A 19901-nucleotide genomic window follows, 5' to 3' on the forward strand; every position below is an offset into this window, starting at 1 on the left:
CCCTGACGCCCCACAAATGCTTGACCGCGGAAACGCGGTCAAGCATTTTTTTTGTGACCATGCTGCTTCCATCGCGAAAATTGACTTGACGCGGTGATGGGCCGCAGACGCGAGGAATACTTTTCAGACAACTCGCCGCGCGGTCACCGCGACGAAGCCGATGATCATCAATGCCAGGACGGCGATCATACACAGTGATCGCCAAAAGGGCAGACTGTATTTCCAGGCGAACTCCAAGTCGAGTTCCATCGGCGAATCCTCGGCGACCTGCACACTGCGTGTGAACGTCGTGATCGCCCCCTCTGTGGGCAGACTGATCAGAATCGCTTGGGGAGCCGGTTCGGTGGTGCGTTGATGATCAACCAACTTGGTTGCAATTCGTTGCAAAAACGCATTGTCTTGAGTGGTGTTGCCTCGCAGCAATTCACTGAATTGCCCCGGTCGAAGATTCAGTTGATTTTGCTTCAGAATCGGGTTCTCGGTGGCGGCATCATGAAGTTGCTGATCGCCAGCGATCGCCTCATCACTTCGGTTGTTGTCGAGGTAGAGACGTTGCCGACGCGTGTTCAAACCAATGATGGCCTGGCGCGTTTGTAAGTTTTCTAACTGCACCCGTGCATCCTCATTCGATGCGGCATCGAGCGCGTGTTGGTTCGCGACGCTATTGAGCGCCCAGCTCGCCTTGGATTGTTCGCCTGCCTGAATCAATTGGTTCGCTTTGGCGAACAGGTTGGCAGCCTGCTCGGCCCGTGCTTTTCGGGCATGGCTCGCGATCGATAGGTAGGAACTGCGATCGTATTGGCTCTGATTAATCTGACGGACGAGTTCGAGATTGCCATCGTGATCCGCCAGCGCATACCCTTCGGGGGCCACCACGCTCCACTCGATGTTCTCCAACGGCACATTCAGCTCGGGGCTGGTCAGCTCAAGACGGTTGATCTCATTTCCACGCACCGAGTAGACGAAGCGAACATTGGCGGTACGGTCGTCGATGCCTGGCAGAATCGTGAACTGCCACATGCTGGCATCACCACTTTGATGGATCGAGTGAACACTTTCACCATTGACGAAGATGCTAAACAGCTCGCCATGGGGCGGTAGCCCGACTCTTAGGCTGCTGCGCTGGATCACATCGACGGTCAGTTCGACGGCGGTCAACTGATCTCCCGTCGGCGAGAGCACCGTGGTCAGGCTACCTTTGGAGACACGCAGCTTCAGCGCTTCGGCGAGCGAATGACGTTTGGCATGCACGATCAGATGCCCATTGGCCGCGACGCTTCGCAGGACAAAGACGGGAGTTGCACGAGTCCCCGCCTCACGCAGTGCCGCCGGGACGCTACTCCAATCGATGCGCTGCCATCCATCGGGTAAGTCGTCGTGGTGGAGCTCAAGCCGGCCACCGGCACGAACAGCAACAAAATAGGACAGCTGACGGGCCTGCGGAATTCCAACCGGTGTGATCTCCTCACGTTCGTCCAGGCGATCACCCCGTCGTTCGTATTCGATGCGAAACTCAACCTTTCCGATCACGCGGCGTTTGAAGCGTAGTTCCCAGGTATTGGAATCGGGGGCCGTGCGAACCAAGTCGCTAACGGTACTGCCACTCGCACGCAGCGTCTTGATCTCGTCTTCATCGGTGATCGGCAAGACAACGTTCAGAGAGCGTATGGATGCGTTCTGGATCTCGAAATTTGTCATCAGCGAGGTGCGTGTTTGCCCCTCTCGCAATGTCACTTCATGTAGTATCTGGCCGGTTACCCAGGGATCGAGTTGTTCGACGCCCAGCACGAGCGACCAGTCTCGTTGCAGAAGGCGATACGCCAATCCGCCAGCCGACGACGCGTGCGCCGCCTGACCGCTCATCTGTTTGAGATCCGATTCGGAGACGTTCTGCCGTGAGATCGTACGCAGCCGGATGCCGGTGGCGGGCCGGACGACCAACTCACCACTTTGGCGAGCGGCTTCGTTGAGTTCAAACCGCGGCACCTTCCACTCCTGCACGTCAGTGGGCGAAGTGCCCGCAAGGGTGAGATGAAAACTCTGTGTCCCAATCGTTTTGCCGTTGAGATGCAGCACAATCTGCCGCTGTTCAACGTCGCCACGCTCGGCCCAATGGTGTAGCGACGCACCCGAGAGCGACTCCACCTCCAATCCATTCGGCAACGGAAAGCTGAGTTGAAACAAGCCCGCTCGGGTGATCTCAGCCGCGAAATTCACGCCCATGACAATCCGCTCTTCACCGAGCGAGAGAACCTGTTGGCTGGTCACACGAACCTCGGGAGCCACCGGTGCAACGCGTGCAACCACATCGCCACCGGCGGCACCATAACGCAATACACGATGCAGCACGACATCTCCGTTCGGCAACAAACCAGCATCGAAATCACTGATATTGACGACGGACATCCCTTGCGGAGTTAGTTTCTCTGGTTGAGCGTCGGGGCCAAAAGCGACCGCTAGAAACCCCATTTCCCCATGCGCTTCGGGAACCCGCAGCGGAGCCAACGTCACGTTGGTCGGCAGTGGCGCGAGACCACGCTGTGTCTCGATGGTGATATCAAACACATCCGATTGTGGTGGCTCTAATTCCAGCTTCAAGTCACCGTGCTCGGCATCGAATTGCCACGAACCGATCGGGCCGCTAACGCTGCTGACGGTCAAACCCTCAGGGATCACCACTCTCAGGCCACTGACCTGGCCCTGAGACATGCGGATGTGCAATCGATGGCGGCCATCGACCACGCCCGGAGCTGGCAGGTAGAGATTGGATGTTTCGACGTAGAACTGTGTTTGCTCGGTGGTTACATCTCGGGCGGGAGGACTCAGCGAGAGATTCGCCGCTCCCGGTCCAAGCAATACGATCGATTGAGTCGAGTCCTCCTTGGTCACCGTTTCGATGCGAACCGCATTGGAACTGTGCACGTCCCAACCCGGTTCGTCATAGTGAAAGCCGATTTCAGCAAACGCGGCGTCACCCGTCAGCACTGGAACGCTCTGACGTGGCTTGATCGATTCGAGTTGATATTCGAACGAGGCCTCATAACGACTCGACTCCGGTTTCTCCTCCGTCAGAGGAATGCTGACGATATACGCGAGGCCCTGCCCAGGAATCTCACTCTTGGTCAGACGCAGCCCTTGCCCCTCGAATCGGGTCAATATCGCCGGTGCGCGAAGCAATACGAACCGATCCCCAGGTTCACCAGAGACCACGACCGTTCCGCTGGCGCTCAGTCGGGCATCTCCATGTGTTACCTGCCATTGCTGTTTCATGGAATCCGCAGCGATAAAACCATCGGGAACCTCGGCGTGGGATATGCCGCATGAGACCACCGACAAGGCAAATACCAACATCGCTGTTGCCACCGATTCGGCGGGGCCGCCGTCCTTAGCGGGTTGTTGTTTGCGACCAGACGCATGCCACTGGTCCGCCGCACGACGCAGTGAACGAAGTGCCGGTGCGAGAAACAGGAATAAAAAGATGGCGAGGGCGACCAGTGCAAAGAACCACCCCGCGGCATCTCCCTGGCACAGTACGCCCATCGTGACCAAGAAGATTCCAAGGCAGCGAATCCGCTTTCGCATCGTGTGGGTCAATGACGACCAAACCAAGCACGCCGCCCCGAACACGATCGCCGTGAAACCAAGCCAAGAGAAATTAGCACGCCAGCGAGGAGTATTCGACACATGCAGCTCAATCGGCGCTCCCGCGGACAGAATCGGCAGGCTCAGTTGCAGCGGCAACGCGGCGCGAATGTCGGCCACCGCCGCCACCGCCGTCAGCAGCGAAACGCCAATCGCAGCGGCCAAACAAAACAAACCGGCCGCTTGCCAGAGCGTCGTCTGCTCGCGTCCCCAGATACCCAAGGCGGTTAACAAGCCGATCAGGATCAGCGATACCAACCCATGGCGGGCGGTCCACTCAAAGCCGGAGGGAGGAAGGATCGGTCGTGGCGGCGAAACGGTACCAGGGCCGGGGGAGAGCACATGATTCTCATCACCCGCGATACTCCACTCGACCTTCAGGAGCGGTGCGTCCACGCTCGGGAGGGCCAGTTCGGGATGCGATTCGCTCACCCGGGGCTTGCCCAATCGCAGGCGGACTTCCACGGGAATATTGGGGTCTGCCGCACCGGGCAGCGGGACCAGCGTGAATTCGTCTGCCTGCCGCGCCGTGACGGGTTTGCCATCGACCGAGACCTCCCATAGACGCACCGGGGCCTCCGGTAGTTTCACTTTCAATGTTCGTTGGCCGCGCGACTTCACAAAGTACGTCACATTGGTTACCAACTCGCCGTCTGCGGACACATGGCTGTCTGCATCGGCAAACTCCACCACTTGCGAAACCATAGTGCCGGGCTGGAACCATTCGACTTTGAGGTTCAACACAAACGGACGTTCGGTGTACTGCCATGTCCCCAGTGCCGGTGCCGTGCTCAACAGCCGAAGTTCGGCGGGCAGTTCGAGCGGATCGAGTTTCAACAAATCGTCGGACACCGACAAACTCTCGATTTTAACCTGCATCGGACTGACGACCTGGATGTAGCCACGCTCGCTCTGTACATCGAGCGGCGTGATCACGCCGGCCTGAAAGGAACCGTGATCGGCATTGGTCTTTTCTTCAAATGTCACCAACACCGTGCTCGCCCCCATCACGCCTTGATGCAGCGTGATGATCAGCGTGTCACCGTCACGCCGCCACGTCCGTACGTCCTGACCATCGACCGTCACATTGCCAAGTGTCTCCGGGACGGAAATTTTCCACTGCGAGACTGGCGAGCCTGTTACGAAGTAGTTGACCAGGGCACTGCCATAGAGAGTTTCATCACTGAGCGAATACAGATGGAACACGTCTGACTGGACACTCCGCTGGAGTAACTCGACGTGCATGGTCGCCGACCAATCCGGCTGGCGGATCCGAAACGCTTGCTGCAAACCTGGGGAGGGTGTTGGGAAATACGAAAGCGGTTTTTCGGTCAGCTGGTCGCTGTCCGCTATCGTGATGCGGAACCCCGCCGCCGCACTGACCCCCACGTCCCCCCGAACCGTTTTCGCATCGGGGTATTCGATTCGCGGTAGCACCCAGTCTGCTTCCGATGCGGGTTCACTCTTTTCCAAATGCAGTATCACGAGTTGCCGGCCACTGACATCTTGCGAAAAGATCACCTTCAAATTGCGACGTTCCTTTTCGACCACCGACGCAGCGACGTAGTCAGCGACACTCGCGCCGGTAACCGCGACGACGGAATAGTCCGGCGGGATGGCAAAGTCCCATTCCCGAATCGGGGCTTCGCGAATGTCCAATTCAATGTTTGCATGGATCACACGATCGGATTCCGATAATTCATAGACAACCAGGTCGGATAGATGAACCTCTGGCTGAATCCGATCAGCCATAACAGCAAACGCGTACTCCGCCGAAGGAAAGCGATAGACGAAGACTTGCCGCGCCGCAGCCGCTTCGCCAGGGAATTGATCGGGCGATAGCTGCGTTAAACCCACGAGGTCGATCGGTTCGAGTCGCACCGATCCCGAGTTACTCAGCCGCAGCAATCCGGAATGGCGAATCGTATCGACTGGTTCGAGTCGCAATCCTTCCGCACGGACGGGAAACGCCCCGAGTGGTGTCTGGCTCCGCACGTTGATCTGGCTCTCGCCTGCCATCGCCTGACTCAGCGTGATGTTCAGCCCCCGTTCCTCGCCCTCGCCGGTGACGTTCCAACCGACCAGATTGTCACCGCTGACGTCGAGAATTTCGCCAGGGCCGTGCAGGCGAAGGCTCAGTGATTTCAATTCACCTTGCAGAACGCGGTATCGAATTTGGTGATCTTGACGCAGCAATCCCGCGCTGACGGTGGCTTCGATGCGACCTGTCGTTGTGAAAAATAATTTCCCCTCCCCGGTCTGACGAGCAGGTTTCCACTGTAACTTGGCATGTCCGGTGGCTGGCAAAAATCCAATCCACGTATCATCGCGATGCTCCGGCGAAACAAACGGCTGGTCATGGGCGAAATCCAGATCGGCGTCAAAGCCCTCCAGCGTCAACGGGACGACCGCGCCAGCGGCGACGGTGAAATCCAGACTTCGACCGACGTCTTCGGAGCGTGGTACTGCGGCGACGAAGTTCAGTTCAATGGGAAATGTCCCCGATTGAGGAAACACCAGCTTATAAACCGGCTGCCCGCCTTCGGTCGCCAAACGCAAACGATAGTTCGGGTCCTGTGGAACATCGCTGATCGCCGCACGTCCTGACAGCACGACCAACTCCGCCCCTGGTTTGGCAACCTGTGCCGTACCGCGGAGTTCAAACCGGATCGAATCACCACTGGCACCGAGTTCACCGCGTAGCGTCGTGTCCGTAAACTCGACTGGTTCGGGAGCGGTGCCACTGCGGCTGATCGATAGTTTGAGATCGCCGCCGGTGCTCGTCTGAAATCGGGTCGTTCTCCCGTCAGACTTTAGTGGTGAAAAATTGCTGGTGCTAGTAACCACTTGCTGCACTCCCTCGGCGGCGTGAACCTCCACGACGGAATCGAAACCAACCGCATCACCACGCGTCAGATGCAGCAGATAGATTTCCGCCGGCAGCTGCAGTTTCGCTGAGCGAGCTTGAACGGTGAACTTCAGGTCGATGGCGTTGTCTTGCACGTTCAAGTCGAGAAATCGGGCCGAGTCTGTCTGGCGGACTGCCCAGGATCGCAGTTCGTCATGGGAACTGGCAACATCAACGATCTCACCGTCGCCATTGATGCCGAGACTGATTGTCTTGGCCTGCCCCTGGATCACGTGGACCGAGACCTCGATCGTCTGCTCAATTCGCTCGGACGTCACGTTGGCATTGGCGTGAGCTTTGCTGGAGTAAAATACTGGTGGCTCAGGTAGTTTGCCATGCGCTTCGAGCACGATCGTGCCCGTACCATCTTCGCCAATCGAGCTATTGATGGTCGCCCCCTTCGCATTGTCTTGGGCATAACAAGTGGTGACGAAAACGAGTGACATCACAATTGAGATGAAGAGCCGAAGCATGGCGTGTGACCGCATGGTTTTCATGAGACTAACTAATTGGGAATGGTCGCTCGGCGAAGGGGATGCCGGTTCGATGGATGAGAGGTGTCGAGTTTTTCATGCGGCGTGTTTGAGCACCAACGGGCGACGCGGTAACGCATGTTTGGAATATCGGAGGAGACGACGGTTCCCTCCGAGAGGTCTTCCGATTCTCTCGGAGGGATCGTTGTGGATAGCTGACAGGGCATCGCCCAGGGATCTGGAAAACGAGTTGCCTTGCTCGCCTCGAAAGACGAATGGCAATCGATAAAACATTCATTGCCCACTGATCTGTCGGGCTTGTCTGATCATCTGTTCGAGTTGCTCAACTCGATGGGAAACCCGCGTCTGCGGCGGCAATCCCGCAATCAATTCGGACAGTGTTTTGAAATCAACGATCTCTCCCCATGGCCCACCGCCAACTTTGGCAGCGAACATTGCCGACACCGTGGCCAATTTCAATGACGCGGAGGCTTGGTCAGCGCGGAGCGGATGGAGTTGATAGGGGATCGGCCAACGACGCTCGACCATTTGTCCCGTTGACATGTCACGAAAACGCACCGAAACCGAGCCAACATCACCCTCGCCGTCCGGTTTGGCCTCGAATTGATAGACCGCCACACCCGCCTCCGCTGCTGCCATCTCGGCCGCGTCGACTTGATCGTTGCGGAAGTCCTCTTTATTGAGTCGGTGCTTCTCAAAGCCGAGCAACCGGTAATGGCCCACTCGCTGAGGATTGAATTCGATCTGCACCTTCACATTCATCGCCGCCGGACGCAGTGCACCAGCGATCTGGCGAGCGAAACCATCATCGGCGGACTCGGCGGAATCAAGCAGGTAGTAACGCCCGTCGCCCTGCCGCGTCAGCGCCTCGAGGACTTCATCGTTGAGCCCGTTGGCGCTGATGCCGGCGGCATCAAATGCAATTCCTGTATCGCGAATCCTCGTGACCATGTTGGATAGCCGATCCGGGTTGGCGTCGCCGAGATTGACAGCTCCATCGGTCAGCAAAATGATCCGGTTCTGCGCACCCTCCGTCCACTGTTCCCGCGCCTTCTCCCACGCCAATTGCAAGGCCGCCTCGATATTGGTGCCACCGTCGCTGGGCAGGTTCTCGATGAGTTGAGCCAGTTCTTTCGCACTCGCGCCACTGACCCGATCGGCGAGCAGTCGTGGCGTTCGTGCGAAACTGATTAGAGTAATTTGATCGCTCGGTTGCAGTTGTTCCGCCAGCGTCGCAAAGGCACGACGAACGGTTTCCTGGCGATCGATCCGCTCCATCGAGCCGGAGTTATCCAGCAGCAGCGTCAATCGCAGCGGTGTTGTCGACGCGCGTCCGGCCGCCGCGGTTCGCAAGGAAACCCGTAGTAGGTTGCGTTGTTGCGCAAAAGGATCGATGCATTGTTCGATTTGGCAGGCCACCTTTTCATGTTGGCTCGGTAGCGGATCGCCATAGTCCAATGCGTTGACAAATTCCTCGATCCGAACCTTGCCCGGATCGGGCCACTGGCCTTGCGCCAGTGCCGCGGCAGCAAGTTTGAACGAGACATCGCTGACATGCAGCGAGAAGGTCGAGAACGGCTCGGCCGCCGCATTCGATTCGCGAACGAAGTCGACGGGCCGCGGAACCTGTTTACCTTTGTCTGTGGCTTCGGAAGATTGCCCCAACCTCTGCTCGACCTCTCGTCGAGCCAGTGGACGACCGTGACCAAGTCCATAGCGATCGTCGAACCGTTCAGAGAGCCGCTGACGATCCGATTGAGGCAGCTCCGTGTCCAGAAAAACGCGGAGGTCGTCGGCGAGTGTTTCGCCGAGTGGCATGTTTTTGGATTCCACCAGGTCGATCGCAATGTCCGGAGCGGTATCGCTGTTCACAAGATCGCCCAAACGAGTGGACCTGCGTCGCGATAAACTCTCCGACAACGCCGGGACTTGAAAGTTCAATGCACGCTCGTTCTGTTCCTTCGCCCCTCCCTCCAGTTTCCCCGCAACAGCAGCCGGCGGTGCGGATGCTGCTTGCTGTCCGACGCCTGCCTGCGATTGGTTTGACAACGACGCACCAGCAAAGGGATCGATGCTGTCGAAATCACCCGCTTCGTTGAGCGACTCCGACTCCAACGCAGACGCATCCCGACGTCCCGCGGCCCGGCCAGAGTCGTCGGCGGATACATTCAAACCAAGCGACTCCACCTTGGACTGACGCTCGTCCGCGACGGAGGGGCCCCGTACATGCTGTGAGCTATCTCGGTACCCAAAGGATCGTGTTTCCGTTGACCGTTCCAGTGGGTCGCCAAAATGCGAGTTGTCGGGCGCCGACTTCTCAAGCACTGGTCGGTCCTTCATCAATAATTGTTTTTGCTCGCCCGCGACTCGCTGCGGCGCGACTCCCGTCACCTTTAAGGAGCGTGAAAAGCGGGGTCCCGGTGCATCGGCAGATTGGTCCATGCCGCGACTCAGATGGGGCCCATTTGTCATGGCTCCGCCCATGCCCATGTCCATGCCCATCCCCTTGTCCATACCTCCGCCCATACCTCCGTCCATTCCCATGTCCATTCCCTCGCCCGCTGGGCCATTGGGGCGTTCCAGTGCAGCGGCGGGCTCATCGACAGCCAATTCGTACACGGTGCTCGCTTCCTCCGACCACAGTTGGGAGACACCGGCACGCGGCGACAGAAAGGCCGTCCGGCGAGGAGCAGCGAGGCTCCACCAACCAATCCCAACAAGGAGACAGGCAGCACATACCAAAGCACCGATTTTCGTAAACCTCGCAATTCGGGAGGCAGGGCGCACGCTCTCTGGTGACTCACCGAACGGCGTGCCATCTTGAGGGCCCGACAAGACACTCAACAACGCGTCACGCTTCTTCACGGGCAGTTTCCATTGACCGTCCTGCTCGGCAGGCCATTCCTCCCGCCCCACATCATGCAGCAGCCGGTGCACGCTCTCAAACCGCGCCTTCATCGCCACCAGTTCGGGGCGCTGCTCGATCAATCGATCGATTTGATCGCGTTCAAAGTCGGACGCCTCGCCCAAGACCGCCGCAGTAATGCGTGACTCAAGTTCTGTGTCTGACGAGGGATTGAGTGATGGATCGTTCATGACGTTGCGTCGACCCCCATGCGTTGGAGTCGTGCGGATAACTCTTTCAAAATGTGATGCAGCCGGTAACCCACGTTGCCAATGCCCATGCCCGTTTGAGCACTGATCTCGCTGTACTTGAGATTTTCGAAATATTTCAGCCGAATCAGCTGCCGGTCGGTGTCGCTGAGTTCCTGCAACACCTGCCGCAGCAACCCCATCGATTCCATGCGGACGAGTAGCGTTTCGGGCGATTCATTGCCGCCGGCCGAATCCGGCTGCTCCTCGACAAAAACTTCGCGACGATGGTTTCGCAAATGATCGAACGCTTTGTTGCGAACGCTGCGAAACAGCCACGCCCGCGGCGATTCAACCTCGGCGAAACGACCGTGCAGCAGCAAAAACACCTCCTGCACAATCTCCTCAGCCACCGCCCGACGCCCGGTCAGCGAAAACGCGTACCGCAGCAGCGGCGTCTCCTCGGTGTCAAACAAGTCGCGTAAGGAGAGCGTGCACTCACCCTCGCAGCTCGGTTGATCCACCTCAGGAGTCGGTTCCAACATGTATTTTGTCGCTATTGCGGTCATGACCATCCTCTCACCAGAGAAGACTCCCAGCGACTGATTATATTAGGAGAAAAATCAGGAATTGTTGAATTCTCTGTTCGTCGAGAGGTCCGATCACCGGTGAGGGCGGACTCTTGCTCGGCGGCACAGACCTGCACGCCGGTGAATCGAGTCCCAACAGGGACGGCAACTCGCTGCCAGGGGCGAACGCTCCCGGTCCCTCGCGACGCCCACCGGCGCAGCCCCGCGAGGAGCGGTAAAGTCTCGCGAGGAGCGGTAAAAACTCGCATTGGCACACTGGCTCATCTGAGGCGGGCATGCTCTGGGCATCCACGCTGCCGATGGCGTCTTACGCACGTGCCGCCACCGGTGCCTAGCCACCGACTTCAGCCTCCGGCGGAGGTCCGACTGCGGTCACAGCATCGTGCTGAGCACCGGTGCGGGAGCAATCGCAGCCCAGGTATCACGCTCCCCAATCCTCGCTTCGGTGTGCTGGTCGCAGGCGGCTGTGGTGACTGCCCGGGACTCAGCCCAATGAACGCGAACGCTGTCGATGGTAATCACCCAGGGCCCACTTCTGCGCTCCACCCTGATTCCCGGAACCTATTTGAAAAAACTGAAAACGAGCGCGCCGACCGTGATGACTCCAAAGACGACTACCAGCAGGTTCGGCATGACCTTGAACTTCTTCCGCAACGAACCGCCAAACTGGCCGATCAACAGTAGCGAAACAACTATCCCTAATATGGCCCCTGCGGTGATGCCTTTCGCAATCAGAAACGCTGAGAGCAGAAGGAGTCCGCCCGTGATGCTGCCTGCGATCAAAGAAGCCTTGCTTGCAGCTTTGACATAGCCCATGACTCCTCCAAAGACGACAAAAGCTCCAAAGAATGCTGTCACGATTACCGAAAAGTCCACACAAGTCTCTTTTAATTTGAATTGCCAAGTTGTGGCAGAAATGATTCAGCGGATTCGACCACAGGCCCATCCACCCAAAATTGCCTTTTGGCGGAATTGTAGTGAGTCGCCCCCAAGTTGCCAGCCACGAGGTTGGCCAAACGGGCCAGAAAGCAGGCATTCGGGTCTTATTGGTTCGCCAGAGGCCAGTGATTTCCGCTGGCTCGGCAATCTGCGATACGAATGGGAGCAGGGACAAAGTTAGCGCAAAGCTTATCCGAAAACCTTGCTGCCCTTTCTTTGCTCATCAGCAGCTGCGGGCTGGGCGAAAGCCTCGACCAAAAACACTACCAGACATCACAACTCATCCATTCAGAATCACACGACCGACCAGAACAGCGATTCCGACCGAGGCCAGACCGACCATGATCACCACTCCGCTGCACCCTCCTTCCTTGACCACGATACCATGGCGTGCGGCCACCGATTCGACCGCCAGTTTGGACTCCAGGAGAGTTGCACCGATTTGATCGCGGTAGAGCTTGACAGCTTTGAGCTTCTTCCCACTCGCCAATAAGCTCAGAACTTCCGCCTCAAGTTTGGCATCAAGTGCGGCATCGGCCCGTCCAGATTCGGGCAGGCCAGATTCGGGCAGGCCGGCACCGCCTTGAAGAGCTTCGACTGCATCCTTGGCGTCTTTCAGCCCACTGCCCGTGTGCTCTTTGTAAAGTTTGACAGCTTCGATCTTGCGTCCTTGACCTAGAAGTGATCGTAATTCTCCTTCGAGGTCCGTGGTCATTGTCGTGGCTGCGGGAAAAGGCACACCACACGACCGGCAAAATTTTTCGCCGGGAGAATTCGGACTGTTGCAGGACGGGCAGTTGGGCATAAAGTGAATTCCGAGAGTGTTGGTGTACCCACCCTAGCAGATGGGCAGCGTCGCTTTGGGTTTGACGGTTTTCGGTCGACGGATTTAAGTCGACGTCATCCAACAGCCACTCTCTCGCCCGTTCCGCCAGCAGCAAGTCATGAGTGCATTGCCGGAGATCGTCCATCCGTCAATCGATGTTCCTATCGCAGTACTCCAGAGCGGCGGCTGCCACGGCTTCATCAAGCAGATCAAGGACGTAATGTGCCGCAATGTAGCACATGGCAAACGCCATCAGCGGTCTCTGATCCAGCCCGTGGTTGATCCCATCAAGATCGGAGTTGGCGACGTAGTTTGCCAGTGCCCCTTTGGTAACACGGGTCCGAAGTGCTTCGTCCCGATAGTCCAGCCCACGGAACTTCATGCACACGTGCGGGGCCAGATGAAACAGGTTGGACTCAGTGATCCGCTTGTCGGTCAACAATCCAAACGGCTTGGAATCTCTGGCATCGGTGATGGCAAGCTCGATCTCGGCGAGCCATTCCTCAGGCGTTGCGGGTTGCGATCGGTTCATAATGCAGTTCCTCAAAGAACGCCTTCGGTGATCATATTTCTCTAAGAGATGAATTCGGCACCCATAGAGTCTATTCTGCAATCGGTCCGCTCAAAAAACTCCCGAGTCACGGAATCATCTCTACAGAGCCGCGTCTTGCTTACGCACCTCTCGATACAGTGGCGAAGTGGTGAACCACAACCCGATGCTTTCGCGAGCAAACTCAGATGTATCCTTGCTACATTTCAAATGCAAAGAAGCTTTGTTCTTGGCAACGTCGTAGATGCCATGCGGGATCACGGTACGGCATTCATGATCGCGAATACTTCGAACTACTGCTCTATTCGCTCCATCAAAAAAACGCTTTAGGCGTATGATCCCAAGAAGTACCGTTCGCTCGCTGCCGCGATTCATGGCTAACGTCGGCGGCAACTTCAATTCGACGCAGGAGAATCTCAGGCATTGGGTCAGGGTTTCAAACCGCAAATGTGGGCGCCCTGGATGGGTTTGCAACGATGAGACTTGGTGATTGCAGAAACAATAGTCAAACCACGTCTCCGCTGAATCGCAAAGAAAACTCCAGTTTCTCCAGAAATTTCCTTGGCAAGGGGCAGGTGCTCCCCTATGGTGAAATAGTTGGGGTGTTTCACCACCATTGACAGCGGCTTTTAAACAGCGTGGGTCAATCATGAAGTCGAAATCAATAGCTCGGAAACGCGTCTCGATTTCCCTGAGGAATCTCGGTGCCTCTAGGGTGGTTCCAGCGAAATTCTCGCCGCAACGATATTCACGGCGGACATTGAGTGTCGAAACGTTTTATCCGCTCCGGATGCTTGCCGCTGACTTGGACGATCCGCCGGATCCAGTCCCGCCGAACGTTGCCGTCGTTTTCGCCGAAGTCACAACGCTGGAAGGAGATGTCAATGCTGATGGGAGTCTGACCGGCCCCTGGAGCAAGAACTCCGCACTTGATCTCACCGTGTTTGCCGACATCAACTTTGATGGAGATTTCGACGACGATGGCGAAATAGTACGCTTCAAATTAGGTGAATTTTGGGCACGGTCAAAAAATCACGGTCTCTATGATCAGTACTCTGGCTTTGACGCATACCTTTCGATGGTCGACGATGCCCTATCCGAAGTTCAGGATGGTGTCCCCGGAAACAATCCCCCTTCGGATGATGTCGACATTCGCATCGAGTTCACTGGCGAACCGACCGACGCAACAGCGGAGGTGATCAACGTCCAACCGCCGTTCACATCGCGTCCGAGTGTGACTACCGAAACTGTGCCCAACGGATCACAACTTCTGGTTGTTTCTTCCACGCTGTGGGATCCTGGCATCCTAGATCGGCACTATGTCACCGTGACATGGGCAGATGGGACCACGACCAATGCGACAGACGAGTCGACGACGGTCGATCCAGCGACGCTGGAATACCAGCCATCCGAGTATAAAACCATTCGTGTCTCTCGGCCGATGCCTGCGGCCGGTTTAGAGCTTTCCCCGATCACGGTTACTCTCCACGATGATGACAAGGGCTACAGCCGAGCAGTTCCAAAGGAATAAATGCCCCTGACATATTCACCTACTTGCAACGCAATATAAACGGCATTGCTACCATACTATTGGCGTGAATGACCTTTCCGGTAATGCCTTGCGTGATTGGACGAAGGATACCATGAACAATAAGTGACGGGTTTACCGTAGTGGATCTTGTTAAAGATCCTGTTCTGGATGGATCTTTATCAAGATCCACTACGCCAGTTATTGATCCCGCGTTCCTAAGTGTGCCAATCGAAGGCCTGTACAATGTGGACCATACCACTGAATACCTTGCCTCTATCGCAGGTTCGTATAGATGGGTTGCGTATGACCTTGGAACAGGAGAGGGATTCAAAATGGGCCTGCCTCACCTCTTTCCTTCTATTGACTACGGTTTGATGCACGGTGCAAATGAGGACGGATCGGAATGGAATGTTTTTGACCATCAGGCACCTCGCTAAACACAAATACCCCTTTCGAAAACAATGCAACTTCTTCACAAACGAGTGTATTTTGTTAAAACTCTGATCGTGTTGTCGATTTGCGTTTCAGTATCAGCCTGCTATCCAGGAGATGACGGTGAACCCCAACCAACTGCTCGGAAGGCTGTCGCTGTGGATGCAGACGACACTGGCAACTGCAGTTCGAATCGCGTTGAAATGGATCTCGATATCGACAGCGACAACAATGACGCTCTGTCATTCCCCAAACGGACTGTGTGGGAAGATCGCATCGAATCGAGTGATTTCTCTTTAGGAAAACTAGTTAAAGTCAACGCAGAAAGCTTTACGCCAATCATTCTTGAACTACATCAAAATGACATCTCAGGGCTACGTTTCGACGCGCAGCCCTTCGATGAGGTTTACATTCAGTTCAGCATCCACAATCTTCATGGAAAGGTAAGACTTTGGTGCAGCTCCCGGTCAGAGAACGAGGCAAAGTCAATTGTCCAGATTGATGAACGGATTCGATTAAACGATATTGGGTTCGATGAGAAAACGGGTACTGCGACCCTCTGGCTAGAAGCAATTGACGCTGCGCCCCAACTTGAATCGAAAGCAGATATCGATCGCAACGGACGACCAGATGTGGTGCTGAAAGCAGAATTATTCGGCTTGGGCTCCGAATCCTTGGCGACCGATTGCGTGAAATTCCTGCCTGTAAAACCGAATAGCTTTCTTGACGAATTTGCGAGACCGGAGAATCGCTATTTGCGAAACGCCATCGCAGCGACCCTCGTGAACGGTAAGGGAACGGTCCATGGAACCACCGCTGCCGTGGATACGAAGCAGAGCGTCGCCTACGGACTCAGGCTTGTCTCCGAAGCAGAACTCGCCAAAATACTCGAGCATTCTGCGCTTAACGAGGGACCGAAAGGATACGTACACGACGTGCTCTTCTATCACCTCCCGTCTTTTCTTAATGAAACCCCCAAAGGCGTTCGCGACCTTCGCGCAGGTCTTTATCACGACATGAACACAGGTGAGTACACACTCGCTTTCCAGAGACGCCTCGGCGACGACTGCATCAAGTCGTTTTTGACACTCGATGTCAACGGCTTCACCCGCAAAGCGGCTGAATGTATCGTTTTCCATGCGAATGCGGCAAAGTTAGGAGCGTACTTTGGCCTGCCCCAGTTCTCCGTTGACTTGCCTGAGCTTGAGATTGTTGGCATCGGCGAGGGCGGCGAGCTAGCTGTGTCTGGAAGCATCGCGTCCGGACGGCCCGGCAACACCTTTGAAACCGTGGCAATCCCCGGAGCGATGCTGGCAGTTGTTCACACGAAGACACAGCCCGGCACGGAAGAACGCACCGAATTTATACCGGGGATACTCACCCGTCTGAAAGATGCGAATTCGCTGGTGCAGTCTTACCAGCTAACGGACACACCTTTTCGGGTAACACTCACTGGAGCGATAGCCGTCGTAGAATAGAAATCATTGCGTTCGTTGCCCGTTGACCGCACGAAGTGGTCGTGCATTTTAATTCACCACCAGGTCTCCGTAGTGGCCAGCGATACTGGGATGGTCTCGGAAAGCCGAAAGTTTTCCAAAGTAAATACTGATGCAAGGCTTCGAAAATCAAAACGGCCTGAGAACAAATGTGACGAGTGGACCGCTAAAGAGGAACCACAGAGGTGCTTGCGGGGACGCTAAAATTCCAATGTCGATTCTTCACCATCTAGCTCGCACCGGCGGCACCCTGATCTCTCGCTGTCTGGCATCGATGGATGGTGCTTGCTTGTTGAGCGAGATCAATCCTGGCGGCACAGATCGATTCAACTCACTCCGGCAAGCCGCAAACTGGTACGGGCTCCTCGAAGACAGCGAAGTTCGTGAGATCTCGACCGACGATTCGTTGTCGTTCGTCTCGACGATCGAGCTGATTGCGGCGCGGGCGAAGGAGCGGGGTCTCACACTCGTGATCCGGGATTGGTCGCGTTTGGATTGGATTGGATTCCCGTTTACTCAGCCGCAATTGAATTCCGCGTGGGATGAGTTGCCGATGCGAGCGTTGCTCGGTTGCGATCACCCGCCCGACGCAAAGTCGGCGTCTCCGGTGGAGAACGATTCCGTAGAGGGACGTTTTGAGTTGATGGGCCGTTGTGCGACAGCGAGGCATCCCGTCGACCAATACCTAAGCACCGCGTGAAGAAAAACTGTCGTGGCTACACTCGCCACAACGTGGGGGCCCATCGTCTGGCGACGGTGGCTACGGGAGAACTCGTCACCTGTCGTTCACGCGATGCCAAGCACGAGGCAAATGGGGCCTTGGTGGCCCAGTGGGATGACGCGGCGGTGTGGCGCGGGATACGGGAGCTCGCTGAGTCTGTGCAGACGATGACCTGGATTCGCTTTGAGCGATTTTGTGCACCGCCCTGACGCCGGATTGCGAGTGACCTGCGATGCAATTGGATTGACTTCGGAACGAGCGGGAAATCACTGTCTGAAATTGTGTCCGAACGCTCCGCGGTCGACCATTCCGACCGCGGAGCATTCGGCCACTTTTTATCCGCTCGTTCCTTGCGACGATGAGTGGCGACTTCGTTGGCAAGACTACCACAAGATCACAGGAGACGTTTTCATAGGAAGGCGTCGCTCGATTGTGGTCACGCCGCGCGTGAAGGTCGATCGATCGTTTTGGACTTCACTGCCTAACAACGAAGATATATTCGCTCCGAGGGGGAAGCCAGAACCGTCGAAGAAGTGCGGTGTCCTTCAGTCGTGCTAATGGGAGCTGGTGCTGACGATTTTGCGTATGAACTTGATCGCCAATGGGTGCGTTGGATTTACCATCTGCCCATGGTCGTAACCGTCGAGTTCAAATAGTTCGACGTCCTCGTCTCCAGTTACCTTCAGCATTCGCCAAAAGTATGCGTTCTCTTCGTATCGCCCCAGCATCTCGAGTTCGCGGTCGCCGGTGATCAGCAGGATCGGCGGAGCGTCTGGCCGAACGTGAAACAGCGGCGCCATGTTGTCGATGGTCGGTTGTGTTCCGCGAATACCTTGTTCCTTGCGAACCGTAAAGTGTGTGATTGTGTGACCGCTGTACGGAATCAGCCCAGCGATGTCATCAGCATTCAAATCATGAGCCGCCAAATAGCTTCGATCCAAACCGACCATGCTGGTCAAATAGCCCCCAGCGGAATGTCCCGCAACGAATACTCGATGGCGTGATCCACCGCGCGATTCAATGTTCTTGATCGTCCAAGCGACGGCGGCTGCGGCGTCCTCAACATAGACGGGCGATTGCACGGCGGGGTTGAGTCGATAGTTCGCAGCCACGACGGCAATGCCTTGGCGTTTTAAACCGTCCGGGATCGACTTGCTGCCGCCGGTCAAGCCGCCGCCGTGGAACCAGACCACGGTGGCATAGTTCTCTCGATTGACGGGGTAGTAGAGATCGAGGCGGCACCGCTGCTCGATCGCCTCAGTGAGGTCGTCACCGGATCGGTACAGCACATCCGCTTCGGTCTTGTACTCAGTCGGCTCTCCGGCCCCCTCTTGGGCAACGAGAGACGAGACGGACAGTGATACAGCGAGAACTGCCGGAAGAATTTGAATCCAAAAGCGATGCATCAGTACACTCGGTATGGGGCAGGAGGTGGGTTCGAAATGGAAGTGCCGGTGAAACAGGCGATTCTAGCCTGAACGCGGGCAACGCGGGTGCCTGTGACGCCATGACCGACGCCCGCCACCAGGATTCTGAATCAAATCGAGCAGGGGGATCCTGCGATATCGACGCAGTTGCTACCATTGGTTCACGAGCAGCGTCAGATTTTGGCTCGCCGACGTTTCGGATAGGTCCGTCTGTCCGAGACGGAGAACTTCCACTCGCCGCTCCGATCCAGCATTCTCGCAAAGTATTGAATTCCTAAAAGTCATGATTGAAATCGGCAACACGTATATCTTAGAAGTGGTCAAGGCGACTGAATTCGGAGTTTATTTAGACGCTGAGAATCTAGGCGAGATCTTGCTCCCCTCAAAACACACCCCGGACGACTTGAGTATCGGCGACACGGTCGAGGTCTTTCTGTACCTGGACTCAGAGGATCGTCCCATCGCGACCACTCAAACCCCCAAAGCGGAGGTTGGTGAATTCGCGTATCTGGAAGTAAAGGACAATACGCCGGTCGGTGCATTCTTGGACTGGGGATTAGACAAAGATGTTTTGGTCCCTTTTGCGGAACAGCATCGACCGATGACTGTGGGCGATTCCTACATCGTGTTTCTATACCTCGATAACCAAGGTCGGATCACTGCGACATCAAAGATCGATAAAGTCGTGTTGGAAGATGACCAGCATAATTTTCACCCGCAGCAGACTGTCGAGTTGATTATCGGAAACAGTACAGAAATGGGCTTCAAAGCGATCGTCGATCAGAGCCATTGGGGCTTGCTATACAAAGACGAAGTTGATCAGCGACTCAGTTTCGGACAGAGCATCCAAGGCTATATCAAACATGTTCGCGCGGACGGGAAAATTGACCTGAGTCTGAAGAGTAGTCAAGAAATCCGCGACAACTACAGTCAAGTGATCCAGGATTACTTGCGAGATCACAATGGGTTTGCTCCCGTGCATGACAAGTCTTCTCCAGCCCAGATATTTGAGCTATTTGGGATGAGCAAAAAACAATTCAAGAATGCGATCGGTGGTTTATATAAACAGCAGATCATCGCGATTGAGAAAGATGGAATACGATTGGTTTGACCAATCATATTATCATTTGCCTCTGCCACCGAATCGGCCGGGCGACATGGCGAGCCAGCGGTTGCTCCCATGATTTCAGGAGAGCATTCGTTCAGGGTGTCGGGTTTCCCGATGCACAACCGCATTCGCCATCAGAGCGTT

At 56.0% G+C, this 19901-nt stretch carries 14 protein-coding genes; 5 read left to right on the forward strand and 9 right to left on the reverse strand.

Features of this window, described 5'->3' with window-relative positions; translation table 11 throughout:
* Nucleotides 1-123 precede the first annotated feature (123 nt).
* The 8 genes from SH410x_RS20185 to SH410x_RS20220 all read right to left on the reverse strand — a co-directional run bounded on the left by SH410x_RS20185 (nucleotide 124) and on the right by SH410x_RS20220 (nucleotide 13693).
* The gene (locus SH410x_RS20185) at nucleotides 124-7047 is read right to left on the reverse strand and encodes a TgpA N-terminal domain-containing protein (RefSeq protein ID WP_473670306.1); all 6924 of its coding nucleotides are present in this window, start codon (nucleotides 7045-7047) and stop codon (nucleotides 124-126) included.
* A 270-nt stretch (nucleotides 7048-7317) separates the two neighbouring features.
* Nucleotides 7318-10140 (reverse strand): YfbK domain-containing protein, encoded by a 2823-nt coding sequence (locus tag SH410x_RS20190; RefSeq protein WP_473670307.1) that lies wholly within the window; start codon nucleotides 10138-10140, stop codon nucleotides 7318-7320.
* Nucleotides 10137-10706, reverse strand: coding sequence for an RNA polymerase sigma factor (locus SH410x_RS20195; protein WP_473670308.1), 570 nt, complete (start codon nucleotides 10704-10706; stop codon nucleotides 10137-10139). The genes SH410x_RS20190 and SH410x_RS20195 overlap by 4 nt, the downstream gene beginning before the upstream one ends.
* A 393-nt stretch (nucleotides 10707-11099) precedes the next feature.
* On the reverse strand, nucleotides 11100-11249 hold the full coding sequence (locus SH410x_RS20200; protein WP_473670309.1) for a hypothetical protein: 150 nt from the start codon (nucleotides 11247-11249) through the stop codon (nucleotides 11100-11102).
* A 39-nt stretch (nucleotides 11250-11288) separates the two neighbouring features.
* Complete coding sequence (locus SH410x_RS20205; RefSeq protein ID WP_473670310.1) at nucleotides 11289-11603, reverse strand: TMEM14 family protein; 315 nt, start codon at nucleotides 11601-11603, stop codon at nucleotides 11289-11291.
* 343 nt (nucleotides 11604-11946) lie between these two features.
* Complete coding sequence (locus SH410x_RS20210; RefSeq protein ID WP_473670311.1) at nucleotides 11947-12381, reverse strand: hypothetical protein; 435 nt, start codon at nucleotides 12379-12381, stop codon at nucleotides 11947-11949.
* Nucleotides 12382-12640: 259 nt separating this feature from the next.
* Entirely contained in the window at nucleotides 12641-13024 is a 384-nt protein-coding gene (locus SH410x_RS20215) for a hypothetical protein (RefSeq protein WP_473670312.1), read from the reverse strand.
* 120 nt (nucleotides 13025-13144) lie between these two features.
* Nucleotides 13145-13693 (reverse strand): ISAzo13-like element transposase-related protein, encoded by a 549-nt coding sequence (locus SH410x_RS20220; protein ID WP_473670313.1) that lies wholly within the window; start codon nucleotides 13691-13693, stop codon nucleotides 13145-13147.
* Nucleotides 13694-13757: 64 nt separating this feature from the next.
* Here SH410x_RS20220 and SH410x_RS20225 point away from each other — a divergent pair, with 64 nt between their 5' ends.
* From SH410x_RS20225 to SH410x_RS20240, 4 genes are all read left to right on the forward strand, one after another.
* Nucleotides 13758-14573 (forward strand): hypothetical protein, encoded by an 816-nt coding sequence (locus SH410x_RS20225; protein ID WP_473670314.1) that lies wholly within the window; start codon nucleotides 13758-13760, stop codon nucleotides 14571-14573.
* A 461-nt stretch (nucleotides 14574-15034) separates the two neighbouring features.
* Nucleotides 15035-16483: a hypothetical protein gene (locus SH410x_RS20230; protein ID WP_473670315.1), complete on the forward strand. Its 1449-nt coding sequence runs from the start codon at nucleotides 15035-15037 to the stop codon at nucleotides 16481-16483.
* Between the two features lie 229 nt (nucleotides 16484-16712).
* Complete coding sequence (locus SH410x_RS20235) at nucleotides 16713-17201, forward strand: hypothetical protein (RefSeq protein ID WP_473670316.1); 489 nt, start codon at nucleotides 16713-16715, stop codon at nucleotides 17199-17201.
* Nucleotides 17198-17431, forward strand: coding sequence for a hypothetical protein (locus tag SH410x_RS20240; protein ID WP_473670317.1), 234 nt, complete (start codon nucleotides 17198-17200; stop codon nucleotides 17429-17431). The genes SH410x_RS20235 and SH410x_RS20240 overlap by 4 nt, the downstream gene beginning before the upstream one ends.
* A 345-nt stretch (nucleotides 17432-17776) precedes the next feature.
* Here SH410x_RS20240 and SH410x_RS20245 read toward each other — a convergent pair whose 3' ends face one another.
* Entirely contained in the window at nucleotides 17777-18628 is an 852-nt protein-coding gene (locus SH410x_RS20245; protein ID WP_473670318.1) for an alpha/beta hydrolase, read from the reverse strand.
* A gap of 304 nt (nucleotides 18629-18932) precedes the next feature.
* Here SH410x_RS20245 and SH410x_RS20250 point away from each other — a divergent pair, with 304 nt between their 5' ends.
* Entirely contained in the window at nucleotides 18933-19760 is an 828-nt protein-coding gene (locus SH410x_RS20250; protein ID WP_473670319.1) for a CvfB family protein, read from the forward strand.
* Nucleotides 19761-19901 lie beyond the last annotated feature (141 nt).

It is taken from the genome of Rhodopirellula sp. SH410, assembly GCF_055811895.1.

Bases quoted from the DNA above. Each gene is read 5' to 3' on its own strand.
- SH410x_RS20185 (WP_473670306.1), bottom strand. From the start codon at position 7,047: ATGAAAACCATGCGGTCACACGCCATGCTTCGGCTCTTCATCTCAATT.
- SH410x_RS20190 (WP_473670307.1), bottom strand. From the start codon at position 10,140: ATGAACGATCCATCACTCAATCCCTCGTCAGACACAGAACTTGAGTCA.
- SH410x_RS20195 (WP_473670308.1), bottom strand. From the start codon at position 10,706: ATGACCGCAATAGCGACAAAATACATGTTGGAACCGACTCCTGAGGTG.
- SH410x_RS20210 (WP_473670311.1), bottom strand. From the start codon at position 12,381: ATGACCACGGACCTCGAAGGAGAATTACGATCACTTCTAGGTCAAGGA.
- SH410x_RS20215 (WP_473670312.1), bottom strand. From the start codon at position 13,024: ATGAACCGATCGCAACCCGCAACGCCTGAGGAATGGCTCGCCGAGATC.
- SH410x_RS20220 (WP_473670313.1), bottom strand. From the start codon at position 13,693: ATGATTGACCCACGCTGTTTAAAAGCCGCTGTCAATGGTGGTGAAACA.
- SH410x_RS20230 (WP_473670315.1), top strand. From the start codon at position 15,035: ATGCAACTTCTTCACAAACGAGTGTATTTTGTTAAAACTCTGATCGTG.
- SH410x_RS20235 (WP_473670316.1), top strand. From the start codon at position 16,713: ATGTCGATTCTTCACCATCTAGCTCGCACCGGCGGCACCCTGATCTCT.
- SH410x_RS20245 (WP_473670318.1), bottom strand. From the start codon at position 18,628: ATGCATCGCTTTTGGATTCAAATTCTTCCGGCAGTTCTCGCTGTATCA.
- SH410x_RS20250 (WP_473670319.1), top strand. From the start codon at position 18,933: ATGATTGAAATCGGCAACACGTATATCTTAGAAGTGGTCAAGGCGACT.